The organism is Streptomyces formicae (assembly GCF_002556545.1).
GTDB lineage: Bacteria > Actinomycetota > Actinomycetes > Streptomycetales > Streptomycetaceae > Streptomyces > Streptomyces formicae_A.
Genome location: NZ_CP022685.1, coordinates 9,256,631 through 9,279,296, shown reverse-complemented (window position 1 = coordinate 9,279,296; position 22,666 = coordinate 9,256,631). Strand labels below are relative to the sequence as shown.

Below are 22,666 nucleotides of genomic sequence, written 5' to 3'. Positions count from 1 at the left end.
GCTGCACGGTGCCTCCTCGTTGAGGGTCGGAACGAGGTCCGCAGACGGCCTCGGATCGCGGGAGCGAAACCCTACTCGATGGTAGGCACGGTGCGGGCAGGGGGCGTTGGCATGCCTCCCGACCAGCCCTGATCTTCCGAACCGCCCTCATGTAATGCTGGGGCACACGCGCGGCCCGTGACAGCGGCCGGGCGGAACGGCAAGGGAGAGAACGGCATCGCGATGGCAGCGGCACGAAGGACAGCGAAGGGCGTCTGGGACAGATTCTCGGCGTCCGACCCGGGACTCCTGCGTCTCATGGCGGGGCTGCGTACGGTCGGGGCCATCCTCCTCGCCCTCGCCGTACTGGCCTCGTTCGGCACGTCGGTGAACCATCTGGTCGCGGGCGCGATGACCGCCATGGTCGCCACGTTCGCGATCCAGGAGAAGGAGGTGCGCGGCCAGGCGATCACGCTGTTGCTCGGCGTCCCCGTGGCGCTCGCGGCGATATCCCTGGGCTCGCTGCTCAACTCCCGTGTCATCGCGGGTGACGTCTTCTTCGTCCTGCTGATCTTCGGCGCGGTCTACTCGCGCCGGTTTGGCGACCGGGGCACCGCGCTCGGCCTGATCGGCTTCCAGGTCTACTTCGTCTCCCTCTTCGTGAGCGCCGAGGTCTCGGCGCTGCCCGGGCTCTTCCTGACGCTCGCCGTCGCCTTCGCGTGCAGCGCGATCGTCCGGTTCGCCGTGGTCCCCGAGACGCCCGAGCGGACGCTGCGCAGGCTGCGCGAGGCGTTCCGGGCGCGGCTCGCCCAGCTCGTCGCCCACCAGATCGCGCTGCTCGACGCGGGCGCCGACGACGTGGACGCCGTCCTCGACGACCTGCGGCGCAGCACCGCACGGCTGCACGAGGCGGCCCTGATGATCCAGGGCCGCCTCGAAGAGGGCACCCGCGACGCGGCGGCGGCCGCGTTGCTCCAGCGCAGGGTCGCCGACGCGGAGATCGCCGCGGAGCGCCTGGGCGTCCTGCTGCTCAACGCCCGCAGCGCGGAGCGCGTGGACACCCTCACCCTGCACCTGCCGAACGCGTCGGCGCCGATGCCGCCCCGCGCCAGGATCGCGGAGGACGCGGGCACGGCGCTGCGCAGGGACCTGGCCGCGCTGCATCTCCTGGTGGTGCGTCTGGTGCCCGACGACCGGGGCACCGCGTTGCCGTACGTGCGCAACAGGCTGCTCGGCTACCGCGAAGAGAAGGGGCTCCCTAAGGGCTCGCCCGCCCTTCAGGACTGTTTCCGCGCGGTCGGTGAGGCCGCCCGCGCCATTCTGGGTCTGCGCCTTGCCGTGGACGGTGCGCAGGACGAGGAGTACGACACTCCGGAAGCCGCCCGGTCCCGCGAGGAGTTCGCGGCGGAGGAGATCTCCATCGCCGGTGAGGCGGCGGAGGCCGAGGAGGAGGACGAGCGGACGGGGCTGCGGCGGCCCACGACCAGGGCGGCCGTGCAGGTCGCCGTGGGGTCGGCGCTCGCCATCGTCGGCGGCGAGTTCCTGTCCACACAGCGTTGGTACTGGGCGGTCCTGACCTGCTGGGTGGTCTTCCTCAACACCGCGTCCACCGGCGAGATCGTGGTCAAGGGCTACCGCCGCCTGGTGGGTACGGTGCTCGGCGTGGTGGCCGGGGTGGCGCTCGCGGGCGCCGTCGGGAACCACACCTGGATCGCGTTCGGCCTGGTGCTGCTCTGCGTCTTCGGGATGTTCTTCACCGCTCCGCTGTCGTACGCGATGATGTCGTTCTTCGTCACGGCGATGCTGGGCCTGCTCTACACCCTCCTCAACACCTACAGCCTCGACGTGCTGGTGCTGCGCGTCGAGGAGACGGCGCTCGGCGCGGCCTGCGGGATCATCGCCGCGGTGCTCGTCCTGCCGGTGCGCACCTCGCACCGCACCGACGAGGAGCTCGGCACCGTCCTCGCCCGGCTGCGCGACGTCGTGTCGGCGGCGGTCGCCCAGCTCAGCGGCGGGCCCCCGGTCGACCTCGTCGATCTGGCGCGGGACCTGGACACCGCCCTTGACGACCTGCGCAGCTCCACCAAGCCGTTGACGCATCCGATCGCCCCGCTGCGGGCCCGTCGGCAGACCGCGCGCTATGTGGTGGCGCTCCTGGAGACGTGTGCCTATCACGCGCGCTCCCTGGCGGCGACGGCGGAGCTGGTGCCGTCCAGCAAGAGCGTCGCCGCCGACGCGCGGCTCGCCCTCGCCGGGCGGCGCATCACGCACAACATCGATCTGATCGCCGCGCACGTGCGCGAGGAGGAGTCCGACGGCACGATCGAGTCGGGCGCCAGCATCGCCGCCATGCTGGACAGCGGCCGTCACGAGGTGCTGCGGACCGGTTCGGTGGCCTTCCGCGTGCTGCGGCACCTGCAGCGGCTCGACGAGGGGATCGTGGGTCTCGCGCGTCCGCTGGGGGTGCCGCTCGCGGCGCGCGAGGAGAAGGCGGCGGGCGCGGCGAAGGGAGCCTGAGGGGGCACCCAGGGCAGGACGTCCGGCGTCACTGCTCGCGCAGCTCCCGCACGACCTCGCGCAGCACCGGCCGGGGAATGTCCGGCAGCAGCATCGCGAAGGCCAGCACGAAGCGGCCGAGCAGGAACGTGGTGTCCGGCGTCCCTCGGACGATCTCCTGAACGGCCTTCACGTCCTCGGCGGCGACGGCCTCGATCAGCTCCGCCACGTCAGGACCCGCGCCGTCCTCGGTGAGCACGTCGCGGTCGCCGACGTCCGCCCTGCGCACCATGTGCCGCAGCACCCGGTCCCCCGCCTCGGGCAGATACGCCTTGCGCACGCCTTCGTTGGCGATCCAGCAGAGCATGGACACCAGGTCGATGGTCCGCTCGTCGGTGCCGAACTCCTCGACCAGGGCGTCGTACGCGAGTTGGTTGCCGTGCCGGAACGCGAGCAACAGCCGTGCCGCACGCGCCTTGGCCTCGGTGACCTGTTCCTCGGACACTTCGGCCCGTTCGCCCGATTCCCGATTGTTTACACCCATCTGGCATATGTTAACGATCACTGGTCGGCAGCTGCCGGGCACCCACGTTCAACGCGCCGCTCGCGTCATCTCCTCCACGCGCTGTACGACATGACGTCCCCGGCCCGCACCCCGTACGTGGGGTCGTCCTTGGTGTAGGTGTCCTCAAGGCCGAGCACCGCGCCCGTGGCCGGGTCCAGGATCAGCATCCTGCGCAGGCCGTTGGCCTCGTGCACGTACACCTGGCCCGAGCGACCGAGCCGGTCGGTGATCGCACCGGCCGGGCGGAGTCCTTCGGCGTCGGCGAGGATCCGGGTGAGGGCGGCGGACTCGCGCGCGCCCGGTGTCCAGTGGCCGAGGAACGCGGTCACCGCGTCCAGGAGTTCGCCGGTGCCGGTGAGCGGGGTGCCGCCGGGGTGGCCGAGTTCCGCGAGGTAGGCGCGCAGAGCGCCGGGGGTGTGCGGCGGGCGGGACTGCGGTGGGGCGCTCCCCCGACTCGGCGGGTAGGTGCGGTCGGTGAGCACCTTGCCGTCCGAGACGCTCCGCAGACCGCCGTCACCGTCGGCGATCACGGACTCGCCGGGGTGGCGGGGGTCGGAGGCGACGACCAGTTCCGTGTGGCTGCCGTCCGCCTTCCAGCGGGTGACGCGCTCTTCGGGGAGGGTGATCGGCCGGGCGGCGCCGGGCCGCGACTCCAGGGCCAGGTTCCACGTCTGGACGTGGGTGCCGCGCCGCAGCCGTGGCGCGTCCTTCGCCGCCGCGGCATCGGCCGCCCGGTCGGCGAGGCGCTCCAGCGGCATCGGCGTGGAGCCCTCGCGGAGGCTCAGGGGGTGGGGCGCCGCGACGGCGGGCGTGCTGGTGGGCCCGGCGAGGACGAGTGCGAGGGCGACCGCGGCGGCGGCTCCGGCCATCTCGATCCCCCAGACCAGGCGGCGCACTTGGCGCACCGGACGCGGGCGTGCCGTGCGCCCGTGGGGTGTGCGGGCGCTGTGCAGGAGCTGGTTCAACTGCCGTTCGGCGTGCCCGGGCAGGGCTCCGTCCGGCCTGTCGTGGAAGCGGGAGTCGTCGCGGGGCACCGGGTTGGCGCCGCGCAGCAGGGCGAGTTCGTCGTCAGGTGCCATGGCCGTGGTCCTCCGGGACAGTGGCGCGGGTCTCTTCGGGGGCGGGCCGTTGGGCAGGGGCGGTCCGTTGGGCGGGGGCGACCCCTTGGGTGGGGGCGGGTCGCATGCGGTCTATCTCGGCTCTCAGTCGGCGACGGGCCCGGTGCAGGCGCATCGCGGCGGCCCTGGTGCCGCAGCCGAGCGCGACCGCGAGTTCCTCCGTGCCGAGTTCCTCCCAGGCGGTCAGGCGCAGTACTTCCTGGTCGGAGGCGGAGAGGAGGTTCAGGGCCTCGTGCACCCAGTCGCCGGGACGGTCGGCCTCCGGGCCCGCCACGACGTCCCTGCGGTGCCTGGCCTCGTCGTTCCCGAGCCGCTCGACCAGGCGCCTGCGGCGGCCGTAGCCGCGCACGGCGTTGGCCAGGCAGTGCCGCGCCACCCCGTACAGCCAGGGCAGGGCGAACGGCGGCAGGTCGGCGCGGCGGCGCCAGGCCACGGCGAACACGTCGGCCACCACCTCCTCGGTGTCACTTGTCGGTCCGCCGTGCCGTCGTGCCACGTAGCGGCTGACCGCCCAGTAGTGCTCGCGATAGGCAGCGGCGAAATCTTCGTCGTCGCTCACAGTCATGAAGTGTCCGGCACAGCCCCTTCGATCACACTCCCGGGTGTGATCCATGTCGCTCTCGCCCGCTGTCACAGGAGCGGGACTGCCGGACACAGGCGGGACATGGACAGCAACACCGTCGAGCCGCCACCCGTGCGCGCCGCAGATGACCTTTCCGGATCCGTATCCGCGTCCGTATCCATGCGTACGGAAGGGCAGCCCCGCAAGCCCGGACGGGCCGTGATCAAGTGGTTGACCACCACCGACCACAAGACGATCGGCACGCTCTATCTGGTCACGTCGTTCGCGTTCTTCTGCGTCGGCGGTCTGATGGCGCTCCTCATGCGCGCCGAACTGGCCCGTCCCGGCACGCAGATCATGTCGAACGAGCAGTTCAACCAGGCGTTCACGATGCACGGCACGATCATGCTGCTGATGTTCGCGACGCCGCTGTTCGCGGGCTTCGCGAACTGGATCATGCCGCTCCAGATCGGCGCCCCCGACGTCGCCTTCCCGCGACTGAACATGTTCGCCTACTGGCTGTACCTGTTCGGCTCGCTGATCGCCGTCGGCGGTTTCCTCACCCCGCAGGGCGCCGCCGACTTCGGCTGGTTCGCCAACAGCCCGCTGACGGACGCGGTGCGTTCGCCGGGCGCCGGCGCCGACATGTGGATCATGGGGCTCGCGCTCTCCGGCTTCGGCACGATCCTCGGCTCGGTCAACTTCATCACCACGATCATCTGCATGCGCGCACCCGGCATGACGATGTTCCGGATGCCCATCTTCGTGTGGAACGTCCTGCTCACCGGTGTCCTGGTCCTGCTGGCCTTTCCCGTGCTCGCCGCCGCGCTGTTCGCCCTGGAGGCGGACCGCAAGTTCGGTGCGCAGATCTTCGACGCGGCCAACGGCGGCGCCTTGCTGTGGCAGCACCTCTTCTGGTTCTTCGGCCATCCCGAGGTGTACATCATCGCGTTGCCGTTCTTCGGCATCATCTCCGAGATCATTCCGGTCTTCTCCCGCAAGCCGATGTTCGGCTACATGGGCCTGGTGGGCGCGACCATCGCGATCGCCGGTCTCTCGGTGACGGTGTGGGCGCACCACATGTACGTCACGGGCGGCGTGCTCCTGCCGTTCTTCTCCTTCATGACGTTCCTGATCGCCGTGCCGACGGGCGTGAAGTTCTTCAACTGGGTCGGCACGATGTGGCAGGGATCGCTCAGCTTCGAGACCCCCATGCTGTGGTCCGTCGGCTTTCTCATCACCTTCCTCTTCGGCGGTCTGACGGGCGTCATCCTGGCCGCGCCGCCGATGGACTTCCACGTCTCCGAGTCGTACTTCGTGGTCGCGCACTTCCACTACGTCATCTTCGGGACCGTGGTGTTCGCGATGTTCGCCGGATTCCACTTCTGGTGGCCGAAGTTCACCGGAAAAATGCTGGACGAACGGCTGGGAAAGATCACGTTCTGGACGCTGTTCATCGGCTTCCACGGCACGTTCCTCGTACAGCACTGGCTCGGCACCAACGGAATGCTGCGCCGGGTCCCCGACTATCTGGCCGCGGAAGGACTGACGACCCTCAACACGGTTTCGACCATCTTCTCCTTCGTGCTCGGCCTCTCTTTCCTGCCGTTCCTCTACAACGTCTGGAAGACCGCCAAGTACGGCAGGAAGATCGAGGTCGACGACCCCTGGGGATGGGGCCGTTCGCTGGAGTGGACGACCTCCTGCCCGCCGCCTCGGCACAACTACCTCGCCCTGCCCCGCATTCGCAGCGAATCCCCGGCGTTCGACCTGCACCACCCCGAGATCGCGGCGGCCGAGCGCGAGGCCCTGCGATGACGGCGATGGACGACCACGTGGTGGACGCGCGCGTCCTGGTCAACGAGGTCGAGGGCCATCTGCTCGTCGAGGCGGCCCGCGCCGACGGGCGGACGGCGGCCGAGCGGTTCACCGGACGGCTCCCCTGGCTGACGGACGCTCAGCGCGCGGAGGTGGAGCGGTGCTACACCGAGGAGCATTTGGAGCTCACCCGGCGCGGCTGGCAGCACATCGCCCGGCGGACCCGGCAGCTGGGCGCCGAGTACGAGGAGACGTTCCAGCTGCTGCGACGGCGTCTCCTCGTCCGGTGCCAGGTCGCTCTCGGCTGTCTGCTGGCGGTGGTCCTGGTGCTCGGCCTCGCGGGCCGCTAGGAAACGGGGGCTAGGCCCTGTCGTCACACTCCCGTCTGCCCCGCGACGCCTGGCACGCACGCTCGCGGCGTTGCCGGAATGCCCGAGTAGGCCCACTACGAGGACATCCCGGCGCCTTGCGATCGCACGCACCAGACGCCGCGGGGCCGCCCTTCGGGCGACGACGGGAGTGTGACGACAGGGCCTAGGAGGCGAGTGCGCCGCGCTCGCGCAGCAGGGGCAGCACCTGGTCCCGCACGGCGGGCGCGAGGGAGAGAGCGTCCTCGCGCCCGGACGTCCAGCGCAGCGCCGCCAGTTCGGCCGCGGGCACGGGCGTCCGGCCGAGCCCGGCCTCGAAGACCGTCATCCGCATGGGGACGCCCTCCAGGGCCGCCACCGCCTCGACCTCGGCGAGGAACCGCGGCTCCACGGGCTCCACCCCCAGCTCCTCGTCCAGCTCCCGGACGAGCGCCTCCATCGGGGTCTCGCCCGCGTCGGGCTTGCCGCCGGGCAGATAGAAGACCTCGGGGGCCGCCTTCTTGCTGACGACGAGGAGGCGGCCCTCCTGGACGATCGCGGCCGCCACGACGACGAGGGGCTCACGCGGGGACCTCGGAACGCTCTCTTGCTGCATGCACGCGATTCTCGCAGCCGCCTCGCCATGGCCCGCACGCCGTACGACAGCGCTGTTCAGCCCGCGACGACCGCCTTGTCGTACGCGTGCGACGTGATGACGGCGGCGGTCTCCTGCGGAGTGAGGTCGGCGTTGTCCAGCCACCAGCCGGAGTCGCCCAGTTCGTCCAGCATCGTGCGGCGCAGGGGGCCGAGGTCGATGCCGACCCGTGCCCGCTCGCCGCGTGCCGCGTCGCGGCGGTGGCAGACGTCGAGCGGCGGGGCGAGGACCACGAGCAGGACGGGCCTCGGCCGCAGCTCCGCGACGAAGAAGTCCAGCGTCTCCCGGTCGGGGACGACGGTGTCCACGACGGGCACGAAGCCCTCATCGGCGAAGTTGCCCGCGAGGGCGCAGATGTTCCTGGCACAGAGCCGTGCCTGCCGGTCGGCCTCGGGCCCCGGGCTGCTGACCGGTCCCGCCCTGCCGCTGGTGACCATGTAGGACAGCACGTCACCGTCGATGCGGGCCGCGCGCGGATGGCTCAGCGACACGAGGTGCGAGACGGTCGACTTACCCGCCGCGGGCACGCCCGTGATGATCAGACACCCGGGTCCCCGCCCGCTCATGTCGCTCCTGGTCCTCGTGTCACCCACGCCGCATCCCTTCGGCCGCCCGTACGGCATGCAGTGTCGCGCGAGCGGTCGCGGCCGCGCAGCCCCTTTCCGCTGCCCGCGCTAGAATGCGGACCAACGGTCCGTATTCCGCTGGAGGCATCGTGACACCACCCCCGCGCAAGGTGCGGGCCGACGCCCAGCGCAATCGCGAGGCCGTACTGGCCGCCGCCGAGCGGCTGTTCAGCGAGCGCGGCGAGCCCGACCGCGTCTCGATGGACGACATCGCGGCGGCCGCGGGGGTCGGCAAGGGGACGCTGTTCCGTCGCTTCGGCGACCGCGTCGGCCTGGTGAAGGCGCTCGTCGAGCGGCGCACCGAGCAGCTGCGGGCCGACGTGGTCTCCGGTCCGCCGCCGCTCGGCCCCGGTGCCCCCGCCGACGAACGCGTGCTCGCACTGCTCGACGCCACGCTGCGGCTGAAGCTGGACACGCGCCCCCTCATGCTCGCCCTGGAGAGCGCGGGCAGCGGCAGCCCGTACCGGAACGACACCTACGCGCTGTGGCACGGCGAGCTGACCGCCCTGCTCACGGCGGCCCGCGGGGCGCGCGACGCCGAGTTCCTCGCCCACGCCCTGCTGGCCGCCGTGCGCAGCGACCTCATCGAACACCTCAGCGCGAACGGCACATCACCGGAGCGGATCCGCGAGGGGGTGGCCGCGCTGGCCCGCGCGGTGCTCGCGGGCCAGGCCGCCTGACCGGTCGCCGGTTATCCGGTGAACACCACCGACGCCGTGCGCGACGCGTTCCCGTACGCGTCGACCGCGCTCACCCGGGCGACGTAGCGCGCGCCGCGCTTCGTGGCGGGCACCGGGATGTCCAGGGAGCGGGGCCGGGGCATGAAGTAGTACTCGGCGAGGGCCTTCGAGTTCAGGAGCTCGGCACCGGTGGCCTTGTCCCGGATGTCGACGCGGTAGTGATGGACCATCTGGTCGTCCTTGGCCTGCGCGACGCGCAGGGCCTTCTCCCCCTTGCTCCTGCCCACCACGGACAGCGGGCGGGCCGAGGTGAACCTCGGCGCCGTGGTGTTGCGCCGGGCGTCGGTGTACGTGAAGCCCTTCTTGATCTCCTGCGGGGTCCGCCCCTTCAGCCGGACGGTCCACGTCGGCCCGCTGAGGGTGCCCGCGCTGGCGTACGGGGGCTGCCAGTTGGCCGACCACTTGCCGTCGGTGTAGATGTCGTGCTTGTCCGCGGCCATGTTGACCCGCGCGATCTCCGTGCGGTCGCGGTACACCTCGACGAAGAGCGCCTGTGCCGTCGGCGCCTCGAAGCGGTCGGCGAGGCCCGTCTCCGTGACCGCCTGGTAGCCGTGGTCCATCTCGACGTACGACATCGAACCGTCGTTGACGGCGGTGAAGTCGCGCTGGTGGACGGAGCGTTCGTCGTTGATGTTCAGGTGCGAGTGTCCGGAGAAGTACATGACCTGGGGGAACGCGCTCAGGTCCTCGGTCAGCAGGGGGTTGGCCGCCTGCTGACCGTCCATCGTCGTGCGGGGCGCGGGGCGGTGGCCCTGGACGAGGACGGGGGTGCGCGCGGCGGCCGGGTCCGCGGTGAGCTCGGCGAGCCGCTTCTTGAGCCACGCGCGCTGCGCGGCGTCGGAGTTGTACGTCTCGGTGTTCACGGTGAACAGGTGCAGGCCCTTCACCTTCGACTCGTAGTAGCCGCCGCCCGCGTCGGGGAACCAGTCGCGCGGGTAGTTCGCGCGGATGTCGGCGAGGCTCGCGTCGTGGTTGCCGTTGGAGAGCAGGACCTGGGTGTCGTCCATGCCCTTGCGCTTCAGGTTGGCGCGGAAGATCTCGGAGACGATCCGGTGGTCCGCGCCACGGCCGTCGCCGTTGTCATTGATCATGTCGCCGTTCGACAGGATCGCGTCGGGCTCGGGGAAGACCGAGCCGATGGTGTCGAAGAAGCTCTCGTACTTCTTGTCGTTGTTCTTGTGGTCGCCGATGTGCACGTCGGACATGACGACCAGGCGCGCGAGCGGCTTCTCCGCCGTCTTGACCAGGTACCCGGCCGACACCGGCAGGCTCGCGCGGCGGCCGCGGAAGGCGACCGCGGTGACGTTGGTGTCCTCGGTGATGCGCAGCGGCCGCCCGGTCACATAGGCGCGGCTCGCGCGGGTGGGCGTCGTGCCGTCCAGCGTGTAGCGGACCGTGGCGCCGCGCTCGGCACGCAGCGCCAGCGAGACGGGCCGCTCGTAACGGCCGCCGGGTCTGGCGAAGGTCGGGGCGGCGGGGGTGGCGTGGGCCGCATCCGAAGCGGCGGCCGACGCGGTGGGCGCGACCGCGGGGACGGTCACCGCGTGGGCGGAGATCGGGAGGAGCAGCGCCAGGGATGCGGCGCCGAGGGCGAACGGGGCAGGTCGCACGGGGGAGTTCCTTGCCTCTGGCCGGGCCTTCGGAGCATGCGGTCCGGCGTGAACCCGCGTGACGCTAGGGCGCGTTGGTGAGGTAGCGAGGCGAGACCAGTTACCTCACGGTGACTTGATCATGAATGACCGGGGCTACCGGGGCCGCAGGCCGTCCAGGGTGATGTCGACGAACCGGCGCCAGTCACCGATGGCATCGCGGCTGAGGATCGCCACCGCGCCGACGGTCATGTAGAGATCGGCGACGGTCACGTCGTCGCGCAGCGCGCCGTCCGCCCGGCCTCGGCGCACCAGCGTCTCACCGACGGCCAGCAGCGCGCCGCCGACCTCGCCCCGGGGAGCGGTGGAGCCGAAGGTCGCCTCGATCACTCCGGACAGGCCCCGCCCCTGTTCGTGCACCTCCCCCACGTGCGTCAGGAAGCGGACCAGCGCCTGGTGGATGTCGGGATCGGGCAGGCAGTGCTGCTCGACGAAGGCGAGGATCTTCACGAACCGCTGCTCGGTGATGGCCTCGACCAGCGCCTGCCGGTTGGGGAAGTGCCGGTAGACGGTCCCCACGCCGACCCCGGCCGCGCGCGCCACCTCCGCCATCTGCACCGCGTCACCGCGCTCGGCGAACAGCTCCTCGGCGACCTCGAGCACCCGGAGCCGGTTGCGCTCCGCGTCGGCACGTGACGGTCTTGACATCTCGCTGCGTCCTCTGCTGAGCTCTTAAACGGAATCGGATTCCGATTCCGTATCCGTTTCACGGAAGGATAGCCCATGCCCGAGAACCGTTTCCTCCTCCTGGAGGCAGGCGCCTCACGCCCGACCCGGGTTCCGTTGCCGCCCTCGATGACCGTCAAGGCGGGCACCGACGACACCGAGGGGCGGTTCTCGCTGATGGAGGTCGTCGTCGCGCAGGCCATCCCCCGGCATGTCCATCACGTCGCCGACGAATGCGTCTACGTACTGGACGGCGAGCTCACCGTGGAGTTCGACGACCGGGTCCACACGGTCACCGCGGGCCAGTTCGTCCTGTTGCCGCACGGTGTCCCGCACGCCCTGCGCCCCGCGACGACACCCCCGCCCCGGGTGCTCCAGATCTCCTCGCCCGGCGGCTGGGAGTGCTTCCTGGAGGACATGATCGAGAACAGGACGGAGATCAGCCGGAAGGGGCAGCTCGACCCCGTGGCGCTCAACCGGATAGCGGCCAAGTACCGGATCACGTACGAGGAGCCCGCCTGAGCCGGGGCCGCGGCGCGGGCGGGAGCCGGCCCGCGCCGTCAGCCCTTGCCGACCGTCCTTGCCGTCAGCCCGCGACCGTGGCGAGAGCACCGGGCTCGTAGGAGCCGCCCTGGTTGTTGAGGATCACGCCGAGCCGATTGGTCGCGTTGATCATGGCGATCAGGGAGACCAGCGCGACGGCCTGGTCCTCGTCGAAGTGCTCGCGCACCCGGGCCCAGGTTTCGTCGGATACTCCCGGCGACGCGTCGGCGATGCGGGTGCCCTCCTCGACGAGCGCCAGTGCGGCGCGCTCGGCCTCGGTGAAGACCGTGGAGTGACGCCAGGCGGCGACCAGATCGAGCCGGGCCGCGCTCTCGCCCGCCGCGGCGGCGTCCTTGGCGTGGATGTCGACGCAGAAGCCGCAGCCGTTGATCTGGCTGGCCCGCAGCTGCACCAGCTCCTGGGTCTCCTTGGGCAGCGGCGACTCCTGGATGACCTGACTGACCGCGTAGATCCGCTTGCCGATCCTGGCGCCGATCTCGTGGGCGAAGAGGTTCATACGGGGTTCCATGGCTTGTCCTCCGTGTATCGCGGCGTCTTGACGAACACGAGATGCCGGTCGGCCCGCCCCTGTGACACCGCCGCGATGTGACGTGGACCACCGGACCCAGGTGTCACAGAACGGCGTGACCCGGCGTCTTGTGCGTGACACGGTCGCGGGAAAGAGGTCAGGAGCAGGCAATGGACGAGAACGACCGCACGGACTCCGCCACGCAGGCGTTCGTCACGCATCGGAACCTGCTCTTCACCGTCGCCTACGAAATGCTCGGTTCCGCGGCGGACGCCGAGGACGTCCTTCAGGAGACGTGGCTCCGCTGGGCGGGCGTCGACCTCACGGCGGTGCGGGACCAGCGCGCCTACCTGGTCAGGATGACCACGCGTCAGGCGCTGACCCGGCTGCGTACGCTGCGGCGGCGCAAGGAGTCCTACGTCGGGCCGTGGCTGCCCGAACCGCTGTTGACCGCGCCGGACGTGGCCGACGACGTCGAGCTCGCCGACAGCGTCTCGATGGCGATGCTGCTGGTCCTGGAGACGCTCGCGCCGACCGAGCGCGCGGTGTTCGTGCTGCGGGAGGTGTTCGATCTGGAGTACGCCGAGATCGCGGAAGCCGTCGGCAAGAGCCCTGCCGCGGTCCGTCAGATCGCCCACCGGGCACGGGCGCACGTCGCGGCGCGACGGCCGCGCGAAGTGGTCTCCCCTGCCCAGACCCGGGGCGCGCTCGCCGCGTTCCAGCGGGCGGTGGAGACGGGCGACCTCCAGCGCCTGCTCGACATGATCGCGCCGGACGTGGTGCTCCTGACGGACGGCGGCGGCGTCGTACGGGCCGCGCTCGCACCCGTCGTGGGCGCGCACCAGGTGGCCGAGGTCCTGGGCAGGCTCGACGGAGTGGCCCTCGAACCGGCCCAGGTCAACGGCTGTCCGGCGCTGATCGTCCGCCGGGACGGCGCGATCGACACCGTCATGGCGGTGCGCATGGACGACGGCCTGATCACCGGCCTGTATGCCGTACGCAATCCGGAGAAGCTCTCGCGCGTCGAGCGGGAGACAGCCGTGAGCCGCTGAGCGGCCGTCACGACTGCTGCCGCTCGCCGCACCTCACCAGATGCGCACGCGCTCCGAGGGGTCGAGCCAGAGGCCGTCGCCCTCCGTCGTCGCGAACGCCTCGTGGAACTCGTCGAGGTTGCGGACGATGTTGGCCCGGAACTCCGGGGGCGAGTGCGGGTCGATGGTCAGGTACTGCTGCTCCTGCTCCGTGCGGCGCTTGGTGCGCCAGCAGTACGACCAGTTCATGAAGAGCCGCTGGGTGCCGGTGAGCCCGTCCTTCTCGGGGAGTTCCGCGGCGCCGAGGGCGATCAGGTAGGCCGTGTGGCCGATGGTGAGGCCGCCCAGGTCGCCGATGTTCTCGCCGACGGTCAGCGAGCCGTTGACGAACTCGCCGGGGAGGTTGCGGGGCGAGAAGCCGTCGTACTGCTTGACGAGCGCCTTCGACTTGGCCTCGAACGCCGTCTTGTCGGCGGCGGTCCACCAGTCGTTGAGGTTGCCCGCGCCGTCGTACTGCGCGCCCTGGTCGTCGAAGCCGTGGCCGATCTCGTGGCCGATGACCGCGCCGATGCCGCCGTAGTTCTCCGCCGCGTCGGCCTCGGGCGAGAAGAACGGCTTCTGCAGGATGCCCGCGGGGAAGCAGATCTCGTTGGTGCCCGGGTTGTAGTAGGCGTTGACGGTCTGCGGCAGCATGAACCACTCGTCGCGGTCGACCGGCGAGCCGATCTTGCGCAGCTCGCGGTCGGTCTCGAACGCGGCGGCCGCCTGCGCGTTGCCCAGCAGGTCGTCCGGGGTGACCTGGAGCGCCGAGTAGTCGCGGAAGGTGTCCGGGTAGCCGATCTTGGGGCGGAACGTCGCGAGCTTCTCGTACGCCCGTTCCTTCGTCTCGTCGGTCATCCAGTCCAGGCGGGCGATCGACTGGCGGTAGGCCTCCAGGAGGTTGGCGACGAGGTCGTCCATCATCGCCTTGGAGGACGGCGGGAAGTGCCGCGCGACGTACTCCTTGCCGACGGCCTCGCCCATGGCGCCCTCGACGAACGAGACGGCGCGCTTCCAGCGGGCGCGCAGCTCGGGGGTGCCGTTGAGCGTACGGCCGTAGAACTCGAAGTTGTTGCGGACGAACTCGTCCGAGAGGTACGGCGAGCAGGCGCGCAGGACCCGCGTGAGCGCCCAGTCGCGCCACTGCTCGATCGGCACCTCGGCGAGGACCTCGGACAGGTGCGCGAGGTAGGACGGCTGACGAACGCAGGTCTCCGCGATCGTGGCGTCCGACCCTCCGAGGCCGTCGGCGAAGGCGCGCCAGTCGAACTCCGGGGCGAGCGCGGTGAGTTCGTCACGGGTGGTGAGGTTGTACGTCTTCAGGACGTCGCGGGTCTCGGCGCGCTCCCAGTGGCCCGCGGCGAGCTTCGTCTCCAGGGCCAGGACGGTGCGCGCGGCGGCCTCGGGGTCGGCGTGCTTGCCGAGGGTCAGGAGCTCGGTGAGGTGGGCGGCGTACTTCTCGCGGACCTCGGCGAACTTCTCCTCGCGGTAGTACGACTCGTCGGGCAGGCCGAGGCCGCCCTGGAGGATGTTGAAGAGGTAGCGGTCCGAGTCGCGGTCGTCGGAGTCGACGTACGAACCGAAGAGGCCCGAGCCGCCGACGCGCTCGAACCGGCCGAGGAACGCGGCCAGCTCCCGGTTGCTGCCCAGGCCCGCGACCTCGTCGATCAGCGGCTGCGCCGGGGCGAGGCCGCGCGCGGCGATGGTCTCCTCGTCCATGAAGGACGCGTACAGCGCGGCGATCTTGCGGGCGTCCTCGGAGGGTGTGCCCCCGTCGGCGCCCGCCTGCTCGGCCAGCTCCTGGATGATCGTCTTGACCTGCTGCTCGGCGGTGTCGGCGAGCTGCACGAAGGGGCCCCAGCTGGAGCGGTCCTCGGGGATCTTCTCGGTGTCCAGCCAGTGGCCGTTCACATGTCCGAAGAGGTCGTCCTGCGGTCGGATATCGGGGTTCATGCCCGCGCGGGCGTCATCCAGAATGCTCATCCAAGCAGCCTATGCGAGCGATCAGGCCCGCACGAAGGACCCGCTGTCCGCCGAGGGCGGACAGACGCGCCCTCGGGGTGCGCTCTCGGTGCGGTTCAGTCCGTGAAGCGCTCCAGGATGCGGTCCATGCCGCTGTTCCAGTTCTCCTTGAGGGCCGCGACCGCCGCGTCCAGGTCCCCGTCCCGCAGGCACAGCGCGATGCGCTCGTGCTCGGCGGCCGAACGCTCCAGGACGTCCTGGTCGCCGAGGGCCACCCGTTCGTAGCGGTGCATCGTGACCTTCAGGGACGTGATCAGCTTCATCAGGCGGTCGTTGGCGCAGCCCGAGAGGAGCAGGTCGTGCCAGGCGTCGTCGTACCGCTCTATCACCTCGTGCGGGGCCTGCGGGACGGCGAAGGCATGCGCCTCCTCCAGGAGGCGCGGGGCGATCTCCGCGAGGTGCTCGGGGCTGCTGGACTGCAGCGCGAGCGCCTCCAGCGTCGCGACGATCGCCGTCAGGTCGCGGAACTCCTGGGCGCTCAGGGGGGTGAACCGGAAGCCCCTGCCCCGCTCGCTGGTGATCACGCCCTCGCGCTCCAGCGTGATCAGCGCCTCGCGCAACGGGGTGCGGCTGACGCCCAGTTCGGTGGCGAGCTGCACTTCGTTGATGGTCTCGCTCGTCGCGATCGTGCCGCTGCCGAGGCGCCTGAGCAGCTCCTCCTTCACCTGCTCGCGCAACGGACGGTTCTCGATTGGCATGTGCGACGGCCCTCCCCTTAGGTGTGCTCGATTATCCGTTACCGGCTGGTCACGCGGTACCTGCGCCGTCGACGGGAATGATCGCTCCGCTGATGAAGGCGGATGCGTCGGATGCCAGGAACGCCACGGTCTGCGCGATGTCGCGGGGCTGTCCGATGCGGCCGAGCGGGCGGTCGGCGGCGTCCGCGTAGAACCCGTCCGCGCTCTCGCCCAGCTGGCGGGCCTCGTCGGCGAGCATCCCGGTGGCGGTGTCACCGGGGCACACGCAGTTGACGCGGATGTTGTCGGGGCCGTGGTCGATGGCCATGGCGCGGGTCATGTTGACGACCGCGCCCTTGGACGCGCAGTACGACACCGCGCGGGCGCCGCCCGAGATCCCCCATCCCGAGCCGGTGTTGACGATCGAACCGCCGCCCTGGGCCGCCATGCCGGGGATGACGAGACGGCTGAGCAGCAGCACGGAGCGGACGTTCACCGCCATCACCAGGTCCCAGTCGTCCTCGGTGATGTCGCACACCGTGGAGCGTCGGATGACGCCCGCGTTGTTGAACAGGAGGTCGACGCCGCCGAACCGCTCCCGCGCGGCGGCCGCCACGGCTTCGCAGTCCGCACGCCGCGAGACGTCGCACCGTACGAAGGTGCCGCCGGTGTCCTTCGCGGTCTGTTCGCCCCCGTCGGCGTCGATGTCGGCGATCACGACGCGGGCGCCGAGTTCGGCGAGGACCTGGGCGGTGGCGCGGCCGATGCCGGCGGCCGCGCCGGTGACGATGGCGCGCTTGCCGTCGAGAGAGATCATCGTGGGCTCCTTGTTCCTGTCGCTCAGTGGGTGGCGGGGTAGAGGGAGACGCGGCGGTGGCCGGTGAGTACGGGGAGGTATCCGCTCAGCTCGGCGTCCAGCTCCGGGTCGCCGGTGTCGAGGAGCAGCGGGCGGCCACCGAGTGCGGCCAGCTTGTGTTCCGGGCAGAGCACGAGCAGCCGGTCGCGGCCGCCCGCCGCGCGCAGCACGCGCGGCGAGATCTGCTGGTTGCCCCGGCCGAGCAGGAAGCCCTGGCCACCGATCGGGGAGAGCCCGATCCAGCAGGGCCCCGCTCCGATCCGGGCGAGCAGTTCCGCCTCGCCGGTGTCGCGCGCCACGACGTCGGCCCGCCCCGCGCGCAGGGCGAGCACGTCGACGCCCGCGAGCGACGCGTCGGCGCCGAGGGCGGTGGCGACGGCACGGGTGGTGGTGCCGGGGCCGAGGACGAGCGGTCCCTCGCCGACGCGCCCCGCGACCTCCGCCGCGATGCCGGTGGACGCGTCGCCCGTGGCGGCCGTGCTCCCTGTCTTGCGCTGCTGCACGCGCGCGGGCACGTCGGGCACGGGGAGCCACCCGAACAAGCGCGAGGCCACGCGCCCGTCCCGCAGCGCGCCCTCGTCACGGTCCATGACCTCCGCGTCCCGCAACCGCACGCCCCCGCTCCCGTCCAGCCAGGCGCCCGCGACCTCACCCGCGGCGGCGGGGCCGACGGCGAACACGGCGGAGTGCATCTTGACGCCGGTCGGAATCCCGAGCACGGGACATCGCTCACTGCCCTCGCCGGGCAGGGCCCGCAGCACGTCACGCGCGGTGCCGTCGCCTCCGGCGAAGAGGAGGAGGTCGACTCCGGCGTCGACGAGGGCGCGGACGGCGGAGGTGGTGTGGGCGGGGGTGGTGATGACGACGCTGGCGGTGGCGACGGGGGCGGTGGGCGTGGCACCTGCGGAAGCCGCGCCGGCCCCGGTCGCGTCAGCGCAAGCGGCGTTGGACCCGACGGCGACGGTGGTGGTGTCGTCCCCGATAGCGGCCCCCGCCACCCGCACCACCACCGGCACCAGCCCCGCCGCCCGCACCGCGTCCGCCCCCATCGGCCCCGGCGCGGTCAGCACCTCCAGGTCCTCCACCGCAAGCCGCGCCCGCAACGCCCGCAGCGCCTGTGCCGCTCGGGCACCGGCCAGTGGTCGGGCGCCCAGCTCGACCGCGCGCCGCACCCGTTCGGGACCGTCCGTGCCGCCGAGGCCCACCCGGCCGCCGAGGCCCGCGACCGGGTTGACCACGAGGCCCACGCGGGGGCGTCTCATGCGGGCTCGCCCAGGATCTTGCGGCGGTAGGCGCGCCAGGACACCGCCCAGGTCTTCGGGTCGTCCAGTGCCTCGGGGCGGACCCGGTGGACGCTGGAGCGGTGCGGTGCCGTGCGGACGGTCTCCGGGTCCTCGTACGCCTCACGTGCCACCTCCGCGAGGATCGCCGCGTACTCGTCCAGGTCCGCACGGGAGTAGGACTCGGTCGGCTCCAGGGTCATCGGCTCGGGCACCAGGTACGGGTGGTGGCTGGTCCAGTAGTGCGTGCCGAAGTCGGCGGCGCGCAGGCCGATGTCCTCGGAGTGGACGCCGGTGTCCTCGTACAGCTTCTCCCAGCTGTAGCGGACCTGTTCGACGCGCGGCCGCCCCTCGGCGTAGGGGACGGAGACGCCCGGGATCTGCCGGACCTTGTGGAGCAGGTAGTTGTTGTTGAGGACCGCCGTCTCGGCTGCGGCCCGCAGCCCCTCGGCGCCGAGCGCCATGATCCAGGCGTAGGCGCGCACGAGGTTCGGCACGACGCCGTGGAACGGGCGCATCTTGCCGACCGACTGGGGACGGTCGTGGTCAAGGAAGTGCCGCGTCCCGTCGAACTCGACCGTGGGGTAAGGGAGATAGGGCGCGAGCTCCGACGTGACCGCGCACGCGCCCGCCGCGGGACCACCGCACGCGTGCGGCGTCGAGAACGTCTTGTGCAGGTTGAAGTGACACAGGTCGAAGCCCGCGTCGCGGGCGCGGGTGATGCCGAGGATGCCGTTGGCGTTGGCCTGGTCGTAGGAGCACAGGCCGCCCGCGTCGTGCACGATGCGCACGAACTCCTCGATGCGCGGGTTGTAGATGCCGGTGTCCTCGGGGTTGGTGATCAGCAGGGCGGCGGTGCGCGGCCCCACCGCCGCCTTGAGTGCCTCGATGTCGGGGTAGCCGTCGGCGTCCGGGTGCAGCGTGATGACCTTGAAGCCCGCGGTCTTGGCGCAGGCCGCGTTGGAGGGGTGCGAGAAGACCGTGGTGATGACCTCGTCGCGCTGCTCCAGTTCGCCGCGCGCCGTGAAGTAGGCGCGGATCATGGCGACGTTGGTGTAGATCGCGGCGGACCCGGCGGCGGGCTGGAGGGTGACCCGGTCCATGCCGGAGATCTCCTTCAGAAGCTGCTCCAGGTCGTGGATGACGCGCAGCACGCCCTGGACGGTGTCGTCGTCCTGGAGCGGATGGAGCGCGGCGATCCGCGGGTCGCGCACGAACTGGTCGTTGATCTTCGGGCTGTACTTCATGGTGCAGGTGCCCTGGCCGACGTCGATGTTCAGGTCGGCGCCCAGGTTTTCCTGAGAGAGCCTCATGTAGTGGCGCAGGACCTGCTGTTGGGAGAGCTCGGGCAGCGCGGGCGGCGTGCCGCGGCGCAGGGCGGCAGGGATCTCCGGCACGTCGATCGACGGGTCGGGGGCGGGTACGAGGACGCCCCGCTCCCCCGGCGCACCCAGCTCGAAGACGAGCTTCTCGTCCCAGGACGCCTGCTGGTACCTGCGCAGCCTCGGCTTCGGCGCGACGCGCGCGTCCTCCGGGGTCACCGACACGGGCATGTGGTGGGCGCTCACTTGACGATCTCCTCCAGGGTCGTGGCGAGCCGGTCGATGTCGGCCTTGGTGTGGACTTCGGTGACGCAGTAGACGGCCTCGCGCTCCCCGGTGGGCACGCCGCCGAAGATGCCCCGCTCCTTGAGGCCCGCGCGGATCTCGGCGGCCGTGCGGGCGCCCGAGTAGCGGACGGTGAAGTCGGCGAAGTGCAGGGCTTCCCCGAACGGCACGTCCACACAGGGGACGTGGGCGAGACGGCGGCGCGCGTAGGCGGTGAGGGCGAGGATCGTCTCGCCGATCTCGCGCATGCCCTGCGGCCCCATCAGCGCCAGATACACCCCGGCTCCGATGCCGTGCAGCGCGGCCGCGGTGCCGACCCACTCCTTGCCTTCCTCGCGCCGCGCGAAGGAGGTCCGCTCGTAGGCGACGTCCCCGAAGCCGTACTCGCCGTCGACCGTGGTGGGCACCAGGCCGAACAGGCGCGAGGGGAACTCGGCGACGAGCCGCTCCTCGTCGCGGGTGGCGATGAACCCCGCGTTGCCCCCGCCGAAGCTCTGGTGAATGCCGAGCGGCTGGATGTCGCCGCACGCGATGTCCGCCCCGTACGAGGACGGGGGCGCGAGCACGCCGAGGGTGAGCGGATTGCAGCCGACCACGTACAACGCCCCTGCGGCATGGGCCAGTTCGGCGAGCTCGGGCAGGCTCTCGTCGACGAGCCCCGCGGCCGAGGGGGACTCCGCGTACACGGCGGCCGTATCGCCCCTGGCGAGGAGCTCGCGTACCGCGTCGAGGTCGGCGCGGCCGGTCTCGCGGTCCACGGGGACCACGCTGACGTCGTGATCGGGCCGCACGTAGTCCCGGATGCGCGAGAGCTTGTCCGCGTCGGTCGCCGTCGCCACCACGAGCCTCCGGCGTCCGGTGATCCGGCCCGCCATGCGCAGCGCGGTGCCCGCGGCCTGGAAGCCGTCGTAGACGGGGACGTTGACGACCTCCACGTCGAGCAGCTCGGCCATCATCGACTGGTACTCCCACAGCGCCTGGAAGCGCCCGTGGTCCTCGTACGGTTCGCCCGCGTACGCGGTGAGGAACTCGCCCCGGTTGACGATCTCGTCGACCACCGCGGGGACGTGGTGCTGATAGCAGCCGGAGCCGAGGAAGCTCAGGGCTTGGCGGGTGCTGGTGTTGCGGGCGAGCAACTCCTCCATGTGGCGGCCGAGTTCGGCCTCGGAGGTCAGCGGCGCGGGCAGGTCGAGGGGGCGGTGCAGCCGGATCGCGTCGGGGATGTCGGCGTAGAACTCCTCGACGCTCGCCGCGCCGATCTCGTCGAGCATCGCCTGCCGGACGGCGGGCACCGTGTTCGGGATGTAGGGGTGGGCAGGGGGCTGAGCCTGGGACGACGTCATGCCGCACCTTTCGCGTGGCAGAGGGCACGGGGCAGCGGGACCCCGGGGCGGGCCTTGAGGTCGGAGGTCCATGTGTGCAGGACCCTTGACGACCGGTCCTGTCATTCAGTGTTCTGAATACAGCATTAGGCATTCACTCCTCGGGAGGCAAGAGTGTCAACACGACCACCCCGGCGGCGCGTTGTGACCGCCGGACTCGCCGCCTCGGCGTCCGCGCTGCTCGGCTCCTGCGCCATGGGCGGCGCGGGCGGCGCGGGTGAAGGCCCGCACGAACTGGGCGGCGACGACGAGGACGGCTCGTCGGGACAACGGGCCGCGAAGCTCACCGGGAAGATCACCGTCTGGTCGTGGGACGTGGCGGCCACCGCGATGAAGCGGCTCCGCGGCCCGTTCGAGGAACGCCACCCCGACGTCACCGTCGACGTCGTCGACATCGGCTACGACAACGCGTACGACAAGATCACCGTGGGTCTGCGCGGCGGCACCGGACTCGCCGACGTCCTCACCGTCGAGGGCAGCTACCTGCCCCGCTACACGGCCAACTTCCCCACCGGCTTCTACGACGTGGCGCGGCGCGGCGGCCGCTTCGGCGGCGACTTCGACCGGGCCGCCTGGCGCACGGTCACCGGGGGCGCGGGCCGCGGGAAGGTCTTCGGGCTGCCCTGGGACATCGGGCCCTGCGCCCTCTACTACCGCATCGACCACCTGCGCGCCGCGGGCGTCGACCCCAAGTCCCTGCGGACCTGGGACGACTACGTCAGCGTCGGCGTCCGCGTCAAGCAGGCCACCGGGCACAAGCTACTCGTCCACGATCCGACCGATTCCGGAATGTTCCCCATGCTGCTCCAGCAGCAGGGCCAGTCCACGTTCGTCGGCGGCCGCATCGCCCTGGAGACCCCGGCCGCCGTGCGGGCCCTGACGCTGATGAGACGCCTGGCCGAACACGACCTCCTCGCCTACGAGAAGAACTGGGACGGCATGGTCACCGCCACCAAGGAGGGCAAGGTCACCACCAACCCGATCGCCGCCTGGTGGACGGGGACGCTCACCGGCGAGATGCCGGAGCTCAAGGGGAAGTTCGGGGTGCTGCCGCTGCCCGGCTTCACCGCCGACGGGGTGCGCACCTCCAACATCGGCGGCTCCACCCTCTGCGTCCCCGCGCAGAGCGACAACGCCGAAGCGGCCTGGGAGTTCATCCGCTTCCTCCTCACCGACACCGGCAACCAGGTCGCCATGCTCAAGCGCGAGGGCCTCTTCCCCGCCTATCTGCCCGCGCTCGACGACCCGTATCTGAGCGAGCGGCAGGAGTACTTCGGCGGGCAGCGGGTCAACGCCGTGTTCGCGCGCCTCGCCAGGAACATCCCCCCGGTCGAGTACACGAAGGACGACGCCAAGGCGAAGGACATCACGACCTCCGCCGTCAACAGCGTGCTCCTGCGCGGCAAGGACCCGCGCGCCGCCCTCGCGTCGGCCGCCGAGCAGCTCGCCGACGCGACCGGACGAAAGAGGGTGGCCTGA

21 protein-coding genes are annotated in these 22,666 nt (G+C 71.3%); 7 read left to right on the top strand and 14 right to left on the bottom strand.

Translation table 11 applies throughout. From position 1 onward, the window contains the following. Positions 1-222: 222 nt before the first annotated feature. Positions 223-2,496, top strand: a complete 2,274-nt coding sequence (locus KY5_RS39815; RefSeq protein WP_098246746.1) for an FUSC family protein — start codon at positions 223-225, stop codon at positions 2,494-2,496. Between the two features lie 28 nt (positions 2,497-2,524). Here KY5_RS39815 and KY5_RS39810 read toward each other — a convergent pair whose 3' ends face one another. The 3 genes from KY5_RS39810 to KY5_RS39800 all read right to left on the bottom strand — a co-directional run bounded on the left by KY5_RS39810 (position 2,525) and on the right by KY5_RS39800 (position 4,717). Continuing rightward, positions 2,525-3,019 (bottom strand): hypothetical protein, encoded by a 495-nt coding sequence (locus tag KY5_RS39810; RefSeq protein WP_159072720.1) that lies wholly within the window; start codon positions 3,017-3,019, stop codon positions 2,525-2,527. 65 nt (positions 3,020-3,084) lie between these two features. Then, positions 3,085-4,119 (bottom strand): CU044_5270 family protein, encoded by a 1,035-nt coding sequence (locus KY5_RS39805; protein ID WP_098246744.1) that lies wholly within the window; start codon positions 4,117-4,119, stop codon positions 3,085-3,087. After that, a complete protein-coding gene (locus tag KY5_RS39800; RefSeq protein WP_098247808.1) occupies positions 4,109-4,717 on the bottom strand; it encodes an RNA polymerase sigma factor in 609 nt (202 codons plus the stop codon). Before KY5_RS39800 ends, KY5_RS39805 begins: the two co-directional genes overlap by 11 nt. A gap of 183 nt (positions 4,718-4,900) precedes the next feature. On the opposite strand from KY5_RS39800, the gene ctaD reads away from it, so the two are divergent. After that, positions 4,901-6,538 (top strand): cytochrome c oxidase subunit I, encoded by a 1,638-nt coding sequence (gene ctaD, locus KY5_RS39795; protein ID WP_234363276.1) that lies wholly within the window; start codon positions 4,901-4,903, stop codon positions 6,536-6,538. 5 nt (positions 6,539-6,543) lie between these two features. Beyond that, on the top strand, positions 6,544-6,888 hold the full coding sequence (locus KY5_RS39790) for a hypothetical protein (RefSeq protein WP_234363099.1): 345 nt from the start codon (positions 6,544-6,546) through the stop codon (positions 6,886-6,888). A 184-nt stretch (positions 6,889-7,072) separates the two neighbouring features. On the opposite strand, the gene KY5_RS39785 is transcribed toward KY5_RS39790, so the two are convergent. Both KY5_RS39785 and KY5_RS39780 read right to left on the bottom strand, forming a co-directional pair. Next, entirely contained in the window at positions 7,073-7,501 is a 429-nt protein-coding gene (locus tag KY5_RS39785; RefSeq protein ID WP_098246742.1) for an NUDIX hydrolase, read from the bottom strand. Positions 7,502-7,557: 56 nt separating this feature from the next. Beyond that, positions 7,558-8,106, bottom strand: coding sequence for an AAA family ATPase (locus KY5_RS39780; protein WP_098246741.1), 549 nt, complete (start codon positions 8,104-8,106; stop codon positions 7,558-7,560). Positions 8,107-8,255: 149 nt separating this feature from the next. Here KY5_RS39780 and KY5_RS39775 point away from each other — a divergent pair, with 149 nt between their 5' ends. Beyond that, on the top strand, positions 8,256-8,846 hold the full coding sequence (locus tag KY5_RS39775) for a TetR/AcrR family transcriptional regulator (RefSeq protein ID WP_234363098.1): 591 nt from the start codon (positions 8,256-8,258) through the stop codon (positions 8,844-8,846). Between the two features lie 11 nt (positions 8,847-8,857). Here the strand turns inward: KY5_RS39775 and KY5_RS39770 are convergent, their stop codons facing one another. Together KY5_RS39770 and KY5_RS39765 are read right to left on the bottom strand one after the other, a co-directional pair. After that, positions 8,858-10,516, bottom strand: coding sequence for a chitobiase/beta-hexosaminidase C-terminal domain-containing protein (locus KY5_RS39770; RefSeq protein WP_199843462.1), 1,659 nt, complete (start codon positions 10,514-10,516; stop codon positions 8,858-8,860). A 135-nt stretch (positions 10,517-10,651) separates the two neighbouring features. After that, entirely contained in the window at positions 10,652-11,203 is a 552-nt protein-coding gene (locus tag KY5_RS39765) for a TetR/AcrR family transcriptional regulator (protein WP_098246739.1), read from the bottom strand. Positions 11,204-11,278: 75 nt separating this feature from the next. On the opposite strand from KY5_RS39765, the gene KY5_RS39760 reads away from it, so the two are divergent. Then, complete coding sequence (locus tag KY5_RS39760) at positions 11,279-11,743, top strand: cupin domain-containing protein (RefSeq protein WP_098246738.1); 465 nt, start codon at positions 11,279-11,281, stop codon at positions 11,741-11,743. A 64-nt stretch (positions 11,744-11,807) separates the two neighbouring features. Here KY5_RS39760 and KY5_RS39755 read toward each other — a convergent pair whose 3' ends face one another. Beyond that, complete coding sequence (locus KY5_RS39755) at positions 11,808-12,293, bottom strand: carboxymuconolactone decarboxylase family protein (RefSeq protein WP_098246737.1); 486 nt, start codon at positions 12,291-12,293, stop codon at positions 11,808-11,810. Between the two features lie 170 nt (positions 12,294-12,463). Here KY5_RS39755 and KY5_RS39750 point away from each other — a divergent pair, with 170 nt between their 5' ends. Beyond that, positions 12,464-13,345, top strand: coding sequence for an RNA polymerase sigma-70 factor (locus tag KY5_RS39750; RefSeq protein WP_098246736.1), 882 nt, complete (start codon positions 12,464-12,466; stop codon positions 13,343-13,345). A 33-nt stretch (positions 13,346-13,378) separates the two neighbouring features. On the opposite strand, the gene KY5_RS39745 is transcribed toward KY5_RS39750, so the two are convergent. The 6 genes from KY5_RS39745 to gcvPA all read right to left on the bottom strand — a co-directional run bounded on the left by KY5_RS39745 (position 13,379) and on the right by gcvPA (position 21,148). Beyond that, positions 13,379-15,346, bottom strand: coding sequence for a M13 family metallopeptidase (locus KY5_RS39745; protein WP_098246735.1), 1,968 nt, complete (start codon positions 15,344-15,346; stop codon positions 13,379-13,381). Between the two features lie 95 nt (positions 15,347-15,441). After that, positions 15,442-16,083 carry a GntR family transcriptional regulator gene (locus KY5_RS39740; protein WP_098246734.1) on the bottom strand — a complete coding sequence of 214 codons (642 nt, stop codon included), beginning with the start codon at positions 16,081-16,083 and terminating at the stop codon, positions 15,442-15,444. A 49-nt stretch (positions 16,084-16,132) separates the two neighbouring features. Then, a complete protein-coding gene (locus tag KY5_RS39735) occupies positions 16,133-16,879 on the bottom strand; it encodes an SDR family NAD(P)-dependent oxidoreductase (protein WP_098246733.1) in 747 nt (248 codons plus the stop codon). Between the two features lie 23 nt (positions 16,880-16,902). After that, the gene (locus tag KY5_RS39730) at positions 16,903-18,180 is read right to left on the bottom strand and encodes an ATP-NAD kinase family protein (RefSeq protein ID WP_098246732.1); all 1,278 of its coding nucleotides are present in this window, start codon (positions 18,178-18,180) and stop codon (positions 16,903-16,905) included. Beyond that, entirely contained in the window at positions 18,177-19,766 is a 1,590-nt protein-coding gene (gene gcvPB, locus KY5_RS39725; protein ID WP_234363097.1) for an aminomethyl-transferring glycine dehydrogenase subunit GcvPB, read from the bottom strand. The genes KY5_RS39730 and gcvPB overlap by 4 nt, the downstream gene beginning before the upstream one ends. After that, a complete protein-coding gene (gcvPA, locus tag KY5_RS39720) occupies positions 19,763-21,148 on the bottom strand; it encodes an aminomethyl-transferring glycine dehydrogenase subunit GcvPA (RefSeq protein WP_098246731.1) in 1,386 nt (461 codons plus the stop codon). Before gcvPA ends, gcvPB begins: the two co-directional genes overlap by 4 nt. 153 nt (positions 21,149-21,301) lie before the next feature. Between gcvPA and KY5_RS39715 the strand changes: the two genes are divergently transcribed. Next, positions 21,302-22,666: an ABC transporter substrate-binding protein gene (locus tag KY5_RS39715; protein WP_199843459.1), complete on the top strand. Its 1,365-nt coding sequence runs from the start codon at positions 21,302-21,304 to the stop codon at positions 22,664-22,666.